Source organism: Micromonospora hortensis, assembly GCF_022230935.1.
Classification (GTDB): domain Bacteria; phylum Actinomycetota; class Actinomycetes; order Mycobacteriales; family Micromonosporaceae; genus Micromonospora; species Micromonospora hortensis.
The window spans coordinates 54683-66479 of record NZ_JAKKFE010000001.1 but is presented as its reverse complement, the minus strand read 5'-3'; the positions used below and the strand labels follow the sequence as shown (position 1 = coordinate 66479).

13 protein-coding genes are annotated in these 11797 nt (G+C 69.2%); 5 read left to right on the top strand and 8 right to left on the bottom strand.

From position 1 onward, the window contains the following. The first annotated feature begins 263 nt into the window (after positions 1–263). Positions 264–1316, top strand: coding sequence for a GDP-mannose 4,6-dehydratase (locus tag NIE111_RS00315; protein ID WP_238682433.1), 1053 nt, complete (start codon positions 264–266; stop codon positions 1314–1316). 124 nt (positions 1317–1440) lie between these two features. Beyond that, complete coding sequence (locus NIE111_RS00310; RefSeq protein ID WP_238682432.1) at positions 1441–3828, top strand: galactose-binding domain-containing protein; 2388 nt, start codon at positions 1441–1443, stop codon at positions 3826–3828. A gap of 192 nt (positions 3829–4020) precedes the next feature. Here the strand turns inward: NIE111_RS00310 and NIE111_RS00305 are convergent, their stop codons facing one another. Continuing rightward, a complete protein-coding gene (locus tag NIE111_RS00305) occupies positions 4021–4218 on the bottom strand; it encodes a hypothetical protein (RefSeq protein WP_238682431.1) in 198 nt (65 codons plus the stop codon). 542 nt (positions 4219–4760) lie between these two features. Beyond that, positions 4761–5210: a hypothetical protein gene (locus NIE111_RS00300; RefSeq protein ID WP_238682430.1), complete on the bottom strand. Its 450-nt coding sequence runs from the start codon at positions 5208–5210 to the stop codon at positions 4761–4763. Between the two features lie 146 nt (positions 5211–5356). Between NIE111_RS00300 and NIE111_RS00295 the strand changes: the two genes are divergently transcribed. Continuing rightward, positions 5357–6553, top strand: coding sequence for an epoxide hydrolase family protein (locus NIE111_RS00295; RefSeq protein WP_238682429.1), 1197 nt, complete (start codon positions 5357–5359; stop codon positions 6551–6553). 5 nt (positions 6554–6558) lie between these two features. Here the strand turns inward: NIE111_RS00295 and NIE111_RS00290 are convergent, their stop codons facing one another. Further along, on the bottom strand, positions 6559–7425 hold the full coding sequence (locus NIE111_RS00290; protein ID WP_238682428.1) for a metallophosphoesterase family protein: 867 nt from the start codon (positions 7423–7425) through the stop codon (positions 6559–6561). Positions 7426–7566: 141 nt separating this feature from the next. Between NIE111_RS00290 and NIE111_RS00285 the strand changes: the two genes are divergently transcribed. Beyond that, positions 7567–8418: an alpha/beta fold hydrolase gene (locus NIE111_RS00285; RefSeq protein ID WP_238682427.1), complete on the top strand. Its 852-nt coding sequence runs from the start codon at positions 7567–7569 to the stop codon at positions 8416–8418. Between the two features lie 89 nt (positions 8419–8507). On the opposite strand, the gene NIE111_RS00280 is transcribed toward NIE111_RS00285, so the two are convergent. After that, the gene (locus tag NIE111_RS00280; protein WP_238682426.1) at positions 8508–9524 is read right to left on the bottom strand and encodes a methyltransferase; all 1017 of its coding nucleotides are present in this window, start codon (positions 9522–9524) and stop codon (positions 8508–8510) included. Positions 9525–9558: 34 nt separating this feature from the next. On the opposite strand from NIE111_RS00280, the gene NIE111_RS00275 reads away from it, so the two are divergent. After that, positions 9559–9738 (top strand): hypothetical protein, encoded by a 180-nt coding sequence (locus tag NIE111_RS00275; protein WP_238682425.1) that lies wholly within the window; start codon positions 9559–9561, stop codon positions 9736–9738. A gap of 14 nt (positions 9739–9752) precedes the next feature. On the opposite strand, the gene NIE111_RS00270 is transcribed toward NIE111_RS00275, so the two are convergent. The 4 genes from NIE111_RS00270 to NIE111_RS00260 all read right to left on the bottom strand — a co-directional run bounded on the left by NIE111_RS00270 (position 9753) and on the right by NIE111_RS00260 (position 11605). Continuing rightward, positions 9753–10115 (bottom strand): hypothetical protein, encoded by a 363-nt coding sequence (locus NIE111_RS00270; RefSeq protein ID WP_238682424.1) that lies wholly within the window; start codon positions 10113–10115, stop codon positions 9753–9755. A 29-nt stretch (positions 10116–10144) separates the two neighbouring features. Continuing rightward, a complete protein-coding gene (locus tag NIE111_RS32500) occupies positions 10145–10399 on the bottom strand; it encodes a DUF7161 family protein (protein WP_443677120.1) in 255 nt (84 codons plus the stop codon). Positions 10400–10499: 100 nt separating this feature from the next. After that, positions 10500–11105 (bottom strand): GAD-like domain-containing protein, encoded by a 606-nt coding sequence (locus NIE111_RS00265; protein ID WP_308193603.1) that lies wholly within the window; start codon positions 11103–11105, stop codon positions 10500–10502. 104 nt (positions 11106–11209) lie between these two features. After that, entirely contained in the window at positions 11210–11605 is a 396-nt protein-coding gene (locus NIE111_RS00260) for a hypothetical protein (RefSeq protein ID WP_238682422.1), read from the bottom strand. Positions 11606–11797 lie beyond the last annotated feature (192 nt).

Here is an 11797-nt window from a genome sequence, read left to right as displayed (position 1 = left end):
GGGGTCTTTCTCAACGCGCCGACCTCCTCCTCCGTCAGGTGCTTCGAGGGCATGCGGACGAGCACCCCGGGAGTAAGTTACTAGTCACAAATGCCCCAATAGTCCCGGATGGGTAAAAACAGGACGTCTTGCTTTGAACGTCGCATATCAACCCAGACCGTTGAGCGAAACGCACCTTTAGTGGGTATTTAGTGGGTTACGGTCGTGCCCGGTCGCCCGGTTGCCGCTGAGGGCCGAAACCCCGTCGTTCCAAGGAGTTCCACATGGACCAGCCAGTTGTTGCCGCCGGTGTCGACCCGCCGACGGACCTGATTCCCGGGCGCGTGCTGGTGACCGGCGGCGCCGGCTTCATCGGCAGCCACGTGGTCGCCCGGCTGATGCTGATGGGCAGCCAGGTCCGGGTGCTCGACAACTTCTCCACCGGCCGGATCGAGAACCTGGCCGACGCCGCGTACGGCGGACTGACCGAGGCCGACGTCGTCTCGGGTGACATCCGTACGCCGGAGGGCGTCGATGTCATCCACCAGTGGCAGCCGGACGTGGTGGTGCACCTCGCCGCGCAGCCGAGTGTTCCCGCGGCCCGGCGGTCACCCCTGTACGACGCCGACGTGAACGTGTTCGGCACCGTCAACGTGCTGGACGCCTGCGCCCGCGGCGGCGTACGGCTGGTGATCAACGCGGCCAGCAGCGCCATCTTCGGCAGCGTCCCCGCCCACGACCTGCCGGTCCGCGAGGACTACCCGATCGCCCCGGTGAGCCCGTACGGCGTCAGCAAGGCCGCCGGCGTGCACTACCTCGACTGGTACGGGCGTCAGCACGGCCTGCCGTACACCTCGATGGTGTTCGGCAACGTCTACGGGCCCCGCCAGGAGGGCAGCGACTGCGGCGTGGTGTCCCTGATGGCCGACGCGCTGCTCGGTGGCCGGCAGGTGGTGATCTACGACGACGGCACGCAGACCCGGGACTTCATCCACGTCAGCGACGTCGCCGAGGCGATCGCCGTCGCCTGCCACCACCCCGGGGTGGGTATGGTCAACATCTCCTCGGGTCGGCAGACAAGCGTCAACGAGGTGTACGACACCGTCCGGGAGGCGTCCGGTGTCGGCAACGCGGCCCGTTACGAGCCGTTGCCCTGGCCCGGCGAGGTGCGCAACATGGCGCTGGACACCAGGAAGGCGCGCGAGTTGCTCGGGTGGTACCCGAAGATCGGCTTCACCGAGGGCGTACGGATGACGGTGCGTGACGCCCGCCGCCGCCAGGCCGGCAGCCAGATGCTGTCCCCGGCGCGGGCGTTGGAGCGCGCCGTCAGCGGCTGAGGACTCAGCGCGTAATTCCCGTCATCTGATCGGGATTTTCATTGATCAGTCTAACTCTTGCGGGTCGGCATCCACTGCTGCCACGATGGCCGTCAATGCCTTCCGTCCCGAAGGAGTGGTCGTCATGGCGGTCTCCCGCCGCAGGTTCGTCACATCGGTGCTGGCCGGGTCCGCCCTCGCCACCGCCTCCACCACCGAGCTGCTCACCAGCATGTCCAGCCCCGCGCAGGCCGCCAGTCCTCCCGGGGACGTGGTCGGCAAGGTGACGGTCGGCTACCAGGGCTGGTTCAGCGCACCCGGCGACGGGGCGCCGATCGGCGGATGGTGGCACTGGGGCCGCGACCGGTTCCAGCCGCCCTCGCCCGCCAACACCACGATCGTGTCCTGGCCGGACATGCGCGAGTACACCCGCACCTATCCCACCGCCTACCCCAACCTGGGCAACGGCCAGCCGGCCACCCTCTTCTCCTCCTACGACCAGCAGACGGTGGACACCCACTTCCGCTGGATGCAGGAAAACGGCTGCGACACCGCCGCGCTGCAACGGTTCAACCCGATGGGCGACGAGGGCCCCACCCGCGACGCGATGACCCAGAAGGTCCGCTCCGCCGCCGAGCGGCACAACCGCAAGTTCTACATCATGTACGACGTCACCGACTGGCTGACCTTCCAATCGGAGATCAAGACCGACTGGACGACGAAGATGGCCGCGCACACCGCGTCGTCCGCGTACGCCCGGCAGAACGGCAAACCGGTCGTCTGCATCTGGGGCTTCGGCTTCAGCGAACCCAGCCGACCCTTCACCCCGGGCCCCTGCCTGGAGGTCATCAACTGGTTCAAGGCCCAGGGCTGCTACGTCATCGGTGGCGTACCGACCTGGTGGCGGCAGGGCATCGAGGACTCCCGCCCCGGCTTCCTCGACGTCTACCACGCGTTCCACGCGATCTCGCCCTGGATGGTCTACCGGGCCAGGACCGTGGAGGAGCTGGACTCGTACTACAACAACGTCAACGTCGGCGACATGGCCGACTGCGCGGCGCGCGGCATCGACTACCTGCCCTGCGTGATGCCCGGCGACCTCGCCGGGGGCCACCGCAAACACGGCGACTTCTACTGGCGGCACATCTACAACATGGTCCGGCTCGGCTCCCAGGGCCTGTACGTGTCCATGTTCGACGAATACAACGAGGGCAACCAGATCGCCAAGACGTCCGAGACCCAGGCCACCACCCCGGCCGGCGCGAACATCCGGGCCCTCGACGAGGACGGCGTGGCCTGCTCCTCCGACTACTACCTGCGGATCACCGCCGACGGCGGCCGGATGCTCAAGGGGCAACTCGCGCTCACCGCCGTACGCCCCACCCCACCGATGGTCGGCACCCCGCCACCGGTCACCGGCAACCTGGCCGCCGGCCGATCCACCTCGGCGAGCAGCCAGGGCGGCGGGTTCCCGGCGTCGAACGCCGTGGACTCGAACGCCGGCAGCTACTGGGAGAGCGGCGGCGGCTCCTTCCCGCACTGGTGGCAGGTCGACCTCGGCGCCAGCCACCAGGTCAACAAACTCGTGGTGCGGCTGCCCGCCGGCTGGGGCGCGCGCACCCAGACCATCACCGTGCAGGGCAGCGTCGACGGCAGCTCCTTCGCCACCATCGCCGGGGCCTCCGCGTTCGCCTTCGACCCGGCCGCCGGCAACACCGTCACCCGCACGCTGACGACCACCACGGCCCGCTACGTCCGCCTCAGCATCAGCGCCAACACCGGCTGGCCGGCCGCCCAACTCGCCCAGGTCGAGGTGTACGCCGGCACCACCGTCCCGGACAGCCCGCCCACCACCCCGAGCGGCCTCACCGTCACCGGCAAGACGTCGACGAGCGTGTCCCTGGCGTGGACGGCCTCCACCGACGACACCGGGGTAACCGGCTACCAGGTACGCCAGGGCGGCACCGTCGTCGCCACCGTCACCGGCACCACGGCGACGGTGAGCGGGCTCAGCCCGTCCACCGCGTACACCTTCACCGTCACCGCCCGCGACGGCGCCGGCAACACCTCCAGCGCGTCCTCGGCGGTCACCGCCACCACGGACGCCGCGGCGAACTCGGACCTCGCCCGGGGCCGACCCACGTCGGAGAGCAGCCACGTCCAGAGCTACGGGTCGGGCAACGTGGTGGACGGTGACGCGAACAGCTACTGGGAGAGCGCCAACAGCGCGTTCCCGCAGTGGGTGCAGGTCGATCTGGGTTCCTCGCGCACTGTCGGTCGGGTGGTCTTGAAGCTGCCGCCGTCGTCGGCGTGGGGCAGCCGGACGCAGACTCTCGCCGTGCAGGGCAGCACCGACGGGGGGAGTTTCGGGACGCTCGTTGGGTCGGCGGGGCGGACCTTCAACCCGGCCACTGGTAATCAGGTGACGCTGACCTTCAGCGCTGCGCAGGCGCGCTACGTTCGGATCACCGTCACCGGCAACACCGGCTGGCCGGCCGGGCAGCTGTCGACGCTGGAGGTCTACGCCAGCTGACCGAGGCGTGGGCGGCCGCCGGGGGAGCGGCGGCCGCCCATCTCATCGCACGGGCGCAAGCCGCACATCGCCAAGGCCAACGTCGAGGCGGACAGGTTCACGTGAGCTGCCGCAACGAGAACCGTCGAAGTCCCAGTGCTTCGTGACGACTGCGCATTCTCGGGTGACTTCGCCTCCAAGCGCTCGATGAGCCTAAAGCGCGGTGGTCAGCTGAGGCGCCGGATGAACTGACGGTCTCGGGCGCTGACCGAAGCCGTCGGGATGGCCGCTCGGAGGACGACATGGCTTGACGAGCAGCACGTTGCCGGCCGGGTCGGTGATGAAGGCCGCAGCGGCGGCGTAGAACGAAGCCAGGTTGGCGTACCACGTGGCGGGCTCCGTCCAGGTCACCTTGGTGACGCTAGCGAACTGGTCAAGGTGAAGCTCTAACGCCGAATGGATGCCTGAAGCGTGCTGCGCCAACTCCCGACCCCAGTCGCAGGCGGCGTCGGTGCCCCCAGCGCGGGCGTGAGTCACGGCCCTCATCCCACGATGGTGATCAAGAGATTTGCGGGACTTTTGAAGGTCAAACTTCCCGCAAACCTCTTGATCACGAAGGTCGGCGCGGTAGCCGAGGTCAGGGCGATCACCGGGTTGAGGGCGACCGCCGGGAGTGGGCGGTGGGAGTGGGCGGTGGGTGGGACGCTGCTGCTTCAGGCTGCTTAGGCCGCCGCTGGCGGCGGCGAGAGCCGCCGCGCTGACGAGCTGCGGACAGTGTCGCGCCGGCTGAGGTTCGGTGTCGGCCTCTGGCGCGTACCGTGATCGCCGATGTTGCCCGCGCGCGACCGGCGCCGGCCGGCGTGGCGCGACTGGCCACTGTGGTCGGCCTCACCCGCTGACGGACGCGCGACGGCGCAGGTCGTAGGCCGGGTGGACGGTGCGTAACGGCAGGGTCAGTGCTCCCAGAGGTCCTCGGTGCGGAAGTACCTGGCGGTGAACGTCTCCTCCAGGGAGCCGGTGTCCGTCTCATCTGTCCACCAACCCGGCCAGACGTCGACACCGGAGGGCTCGCTGATGTCGGTCAGGACGGTGGAGCACCGGTGACAGCGCCGAGGTGCCGAGTCACGGAACCGCCCGCCGCAGTCGCATCGTCGTAGCCGCGCCTCAAGTGCCGCCATCAGCGTGGGGTAGGCCCTGTCCTCGGAGGGGAGCGCGTCCGCGATGGTCCTGAACGTCTTGTCGTAGTAACCGACATCCACCCGCATCGGGCAGCTGTCGCAGTAGAGGAAATAGCAGTCCAGCAGCGGCGAGTGGTCGAGGCGGTGGAGGCGTTCGTGGCACTCCCGACAGGTAACGTCCTCGCCGTTCAGCCAGTTCTCGTCGACTTCGTCCGGTTCACCCACTGGTTGATCATCCCATGGGTGTGACGCGCAGTCGCGTCGGCGATTCGCGTTTCGGCCCGGGTGGCGTCGGCCCGCTGTGAGACTGGGCGAGTGCCGGCACGTCGGTGCATCGGCGCTGGCCGACTCGACTTTGCGAGGTGGGGAAGATGTCCAACGACAGCGAAATTCGTCCCTTCCGGCTCGACACGCCGGAGGACGTGATCGCCGACCTGCGTCGCCGGATTGCGGCTACCCGCTGGCCCACCCGCGAGTTGGTCACCGATCGCTCGCAGGGTGTGCAGCTGGCGACGATCCAGGAGTTGGCCCGCTACTGGATGACCGATTACGACTGGCGTGCGTGCGAGACGACGCTGAATTCGCTGCCGCAGTACACGACGAACATCGACGGCGTCGAGATTCACTTCATCCACGTACGGTCGCAGCATGAGAACGCCCTGCCGCTGATCATGACGCACGGCTGGCCGGGCTCGGTCGCCGAGCTGCTCGGGGTCGTCGGCCCGCTGACCGACCCGACGGCGCACGGCGGCACGCCCGAGGACGCGTTCCACCTGGTGCTGCCGTCGTTGCCGGGCTACGGCTTCTCCGGCGAGCCGACCGAGCCTGGCTGGGATTCCGCGCGGATGGCACAGGCGTGGGCGAAACTGATGGACCGCCTCGGGTATTCGCGTTACGTCGCACAGGGCGGCGACGTCGGCGCGGCCGTCACGGACGCCATGGGACGTCAAGCACCCGAGGGGCTGCTCGGCATCCACGTCAACCTGCTCGCCGGGGCGGTCGGCATCAAGGACAAGCTGCCGGCGAATTCCGAGCAGGAACGTGCCGCGCTCGAGGCGCTCAAGCTGTTCTCGATGGACGGTTTCGGCTACTTCCTGGAGCAGTCCACCCGGCCGCAGACGATCGGCTACTCGCTGCTGGACTCACCTGTCGGGATGGCGGCCTGGATGCTCGACCACGACACGGACAGCTACTACAAGATCTCCCGCGCGTTCCTCGACGGTGAGCCGGCCGGCGGTCTCACCCGGGACAGCATCCTCGACAACATCACGCTGTACTGGTTGACGGGCACCGGCGCTTCGTCCGCCCGGTGGTACTGGGAGCAGGGGCGGTTTCAAGCAGCGGCCCAGGCGGCCGGTCAGGCTCCGCCGCCGGTCACGGTTCCGGTTGGCTTCACCACGTTCCCCGGCGAGATCTGGGCCGCTCCGCGTAGCTGGGCCGAGGCGGTCTACCCCGGCATCGCCTACTTCAACGAGGCTGACCGCGGCGGGCACTTCGCGGCGTGGGAGGAGCCGGAACTCTTCTCCGCCGAGGTGCGGGCCGCGTTCGGGCCGCTGCGGAGAACCTGACGGCCTCACCCGCTGACGGACCAGCGCCGGCGCCAGTCGTCCGCCGGGTGGATGGTGCGCACCGGGTCGGGCACCGGCCCTCGGGGCTGCCACTCGCGGGGGTAGCCGAGGGAGACCTCCTCGAAACGCACCCCGTCGTGGATGGTGGTGCGGGGGATGTGCAGGTGCCCGTAGACCACTGTGGCCGCGTCGAAGCGCAGGTGCCAGTCGCTGGTGCGGACGGTGCCGCACCACTGGGCGAAGACCGGATACAGCAGGACGTCGGTGGGTTCCCGCACCAGCGGGTAGTGGTTGACCAGCACCGTCGGCAGCGCCGTGTCGCGTTCGGCCAGCCGGCGTTCGGTCTCGGTGATCCGGGCCGCGCACCACGCCTCCCGGCTCGGGTACGGGTCGGGGTGCAGCAGCGCCTCGTCCGTGCACACCACACCGGCCGCGTACGCCAAGGCCAGCGACTCCTCCTGGGTGCGCGCCTCGGGCACCCGGAAGGTGTAGTCGTAGAGCACGAAGAGCGGGGCGACGGTGGCCGGGCCGCCGTCGCCGTCCCACACCGGGTACGGATCCTCCGGGGTGAGCACCCCCAGCCGCCGGCACATCCGCACCAGTTCGCGGTAGCGCTCCTCGCCGCGCAGCGTGACCGGGTCGCGCGGTGGTGTCCACAGCTCATGGTTGCCCGGCGCCCAGACGACCCGCGCGAACCGACTGCTCAGCAGCCCGAGTGCCCACTCGACGTCGGCGAACCGGTCGGCGACGTCACCGGCGACGAGCAGCCAGTCGCCCTCGTTGTCCGGGTGTAGATCCTGCACGAATGCGCGGTTCTGCGGGTGCCCGACGTGCAGGTCGCTGACGGCCCGCAGCCGGGGCGGAAGTTTCACCCCCCGAGGTTAGGACGACACGGGCGGCCCGCGGAAGCTCTGCGCCTGCCGTTCGCGCCCGATCTGAGGGCCCGCATATCCGGCGACCCGACGGGAAAGCGCGGGGGGTCCGACAGCCCGAGACCGGAGCAGGAGACAAACATGCCTTTCATCACCGTGGGGACGGAAAACTCCGCGCCCATCGACCTGTACTACGAGGATCACGGTTCCGGTAAGCCGGTGGTGCTGATCCACGGCTTCCCGTTCAATGGCGCAACCTGGGAGAAGGAGACGCGGGCGTTGCAGGACGCCGGATACCGGACGATCACCTACGATCGCCGCGGTAACGGTAACTCCGCCCAGCCGGCCTTCGGGTACGACTACAACACGTTCGCAGCGGACCTGGACGTGTTGATGACCGAGCTGAACCTGAACGAGGTGACCCTGATCGGTCACTCGATGGGCACCGGCGAGGTGGTCCGTTACCTGGGCAACTACGGCTCGCAACGGGTCAGCCGGGCGGTGCTGCTCAGCCCGCTGCAACCGATGCTGGCCAAGGCGAGCGACAACCCGGAGGGCGTCGAGCGGAGCCTGTTCAAGGGCTTCCAGGACGCCATCATCAAGGACCGGTTCGCCTACCTGACGTCCTTCTGTGACGCGTTCTTCAACCCGGACCAGAACATGGGCAAGCGGGTCAGCGAAGAGGCGTACCGGGCGCACTGGCAGATCGGCGCGATGGCCTCCGGTAAGGCCACCCACGACAGCGTGAACGCCTGGCAGGAAGACTTCCGTCAGGACCTGCCGAAGATCGACATTCCGGTGTTGATCGTGCAGGGTGACCAGGACCGGGTGCTGCCGTATCCGGTGACCGGTCAGCGGCTCGGGCCGATGATGCCGACCGGCACGCTCGTCACGCTCAAGGGCGCGCCGCACGGTATCCCGTGGACCCACGCCGACGAGGTCAACAAGGCGGTTCTGGACTTCATGAAGCAGCCCGCCAAGGCTCGCGCCTGACCCGTACCGGTAGCCGATCGGACGCCCGCGCCGTGAGGCGCCGCGACACCCGGCCCACGGTTCGCACCGGGGCCGGGTGTCGTCGTCGGTCAGGGCCGGCGGGCCACCACCGCGCCGTTGGCGCCCGGCGCGTCGAACGGCACGGTACGCACGTCGACGAAGCCGGCGTCGGTGAGCCACGCCGCGTACTCGGCGCCCGAGTAGTTCCGGCCGCCCTCGGTCTCGACAAGCATGTTCATCCCCATCAGGGCCGCCTCCGGCGGTCCGGTGCGTTCGTCGTTGAGCAACAGCTCGCAGACGACGATCGCCCCGCCGGACGGCAACGCCGCGTGGCAGCGGGCCAGCAACGCCCGGTTCGTCGGCTCGTCCCAGTCATGCAGGATCATGCTGAGCAGGATGACGTCGTGCCCGTCCGGCAGCGCCGGGTCGGCGAGGAAGTCACCGGCCACCGCGTCGATCCGCCCGGTCAGCCCAGCCTCGGCGATCCGCTCCCGGGCGCGCACGCAGACGTGCGGCAGATCCAGGACGGTCGCCCGCAGCTCGGGCAGGCGTCGGCAGAACTCGATCGGGAACGCGCCCGCGCCGCCGCCCACGTCGAGCAACCGGCGATGCGCGGAGAAGTCGTACGCGTCGGCCAGCGCGCTGGCGGTGAAGCTCGACGTGGAGAACATCGCGTCCCAGAACTGCGCCAGCATCTGGGGGTCCTCGGTGTCGAACATCGACTGTTGGGCCTCCGGATCCCAAGTCAACGGTCGATCCGTGCGCAGGGCGTCGCCGATGCGGTGCCAGGGCAGGTAGGTGCGCAGGTCCGAGTAGCGAACCTGCGCCCCGAAGTAGTACGGGCGGCCCTCGACCAGGAACTGCTCGGCCAACTCGGAGTTGCGGTAACCGTCGCCGGCCTTCTCCAACAGGCCGAGCGACGCACTGGCGGCCAGCAGCAGGTCAGCGGGCCGGTCGGGCAGCCCGAACTCGGCGGCGGCCTGCTCGACGGTCATCGTCCGCCCGCCGGCGAGCCGGGTGAACAGACCGAGTTCGACGCCGGCCGCGAGGGTCTTGAACCCCCACACACCGGCCACCAGACGCATGAGGGGAGTCGGGGTGATCACCACGACATGAGATCACACATCACACGTTTCCACGATGGACGCTCACGCCCGGATCAGCGTCACCAAACCCGCGGCCACCAGCACCCCGGCCCAGAGCCGGCCCACGTTGAACCAGGCCCGACGCAGCACACCGACCCCGAGCACCGGGACCGGCGACCACGTGGACGTCCCGTTCGCCGGCGTGGCAGCGCCGCAGCCCGCCGGATCCCGCTGACCGGCTGCCTCCGGCTAACCGGCGATCGTCCAAGCCACAAGTGCCGGCAGGGTCAGTAGGTAGGCGCTGCCGCAGAACCGGAACGCGCTGTCCGTGGCGCGACCGGACAGTCCACGACGGCCGGTGAGCACCTCCAGCGGAGTCGTGCCCTCGTTGTCACCGCCGTCCTCGAAGGTCAACGCAGACACCAGGAGCAGGACGTCGGCCGCGACGAGAAGGGGCCACGCAGACGGTGGCGCGGCGAATCCGGCGTAGATCAGCGGCCCCAGCACGATCGCGGGCACGATGCCGAGCGAGAAAGCGCTCACGATGGTCGCGATGATGGCGTACCAGCCGAACGTCGTCAGTCGCAGAAGCACAGCCAGTCCGACGACCATGACCTGAACAACACCCATTGACACCGCAGTCACCCCTCTACGACCGCATCGCGCACCGCGAGCTGGTCAAACCTGACCCGCGTCCTCGTCGGAGCGGCGTCCCCGCTGGTCTGCACCATCAGAGTGGCTGTCGGGCTGGGCGTGTCCTCGACGATGACCACGTCCGTCACACCTGCAGGCAGGTCGGCAGGCCATCCGGCATCGTCGGTCGGGTCACTGGTCAGGAGGCGCGCGGCACGCCCCTTCAGGCCCGTGTCGGTAGCCCGCACCGGCCGCCACACCATCAACGCCGGCCGGGGAGGCTGGTTGACGGGCACAGGCGAAGGCCCGGCCGTGCTCGCTGGCGCCCAGCTGCCGTCCGGCTGTCGGCGGCGCCTGGGCCGGTCACTGACCGATCCACATGTGCAGGAGGTCTTCCCTGTCCACGACGCGGCGCTCGGAGAGGTCGGCGAGCAGCTCCAGATGAACGGGTCCGTCGACGATCTCGGCCTGGTCGGGGCGCAGCGCCCCGCCGAGACCCAAGGCCGGGACAAAGCCATAGATGGTGTCGGGGCCCACCGGACCACGCAGTGCGAGTATCCGATCGAACAACGGCTTCCTGTCGGCGCCGTGAAGGTCAACGCTGCGGCGGTCCTGGGACATCAACAGCGCGTAGAGCCGGTCATCGCGGCGATCGTCCGACATCGCGCGGTCCGCCCGATCCGTGTGGACCACCCACCCGTACTGCGCGCTGATCGTCAACCGTGAGCCTGTCTGCTGCCCCCACACCTGCACATCGCCGAACGCGCTGCGGCTCACGGCAATCCATCGTTCTTCTTCCGGTAGGGCAAGGCCGTTGGTCCACGCGTCGACCGCCGGCTGCCACACCTCGGGATCACACAACCAGAACGATCCGTTACCGAAGCCGGCGAATCCGTACGTACGCCAGTGCCGCTGATCTGCCGGCGAGCTAGCCGGGCCGCATATAGCGACTCGCCAAGGTACACCCACCGCGTACCGTGTGCCGGCTGCGATTCGCGCCGTCGGCGCCAGTGGGGTGGAACTGACCGGCTGGCGGGAGTAGGCATCGCCCGCACGAAACAGGCTTGCGCGGATCAGCCGGTGAACCGCTGGCCGACCCGCCGCCCCGCGAGGCTCACCACGGTGCTGCCGGCCGCCATGCCGACCAGAACCAGAATCCCCCCGACCACCCACAACCCGCTGTCGTCGGTCGACGCGGCCCGCCACGACCACACCGCCGTGAACGCCACAGTCATCACCGGCGCCACCAGCCACGGGCTGAGCCGCGTCCCGGCGAGCGCGGCCAGCAGCACGAGCGTCAACACACAGCCGATCACCTGCCACGGCTCGTACGGGCCGCTGCTCGCGCCGGTCTGCGCGTCGACCGTGTACCGGGTGTCCCAGCCCAGCCAGAGGATCCACGCCCCGACCGTGGCCGCCGCCAGGAACAGAACACCGAGCAGTGCCCGGGTACCCTTCGTCGCCGTCATCCGGTGATCATCCCCTGCCTGCCGCTCCACCGGAACACGGACCGGTAGCCGACCAGATCCCTGATGGACTGTTGCCTCGGTCGGTGGCGATCCTCTACGGTCTGCTCAGCGGTGGGCGGTGCGGTCCGCATCCGACCCGACACCGCCGGTTGCCCGTCGTGCGGGCCGGGATGGTGGAGTCCCGGGTCGCCC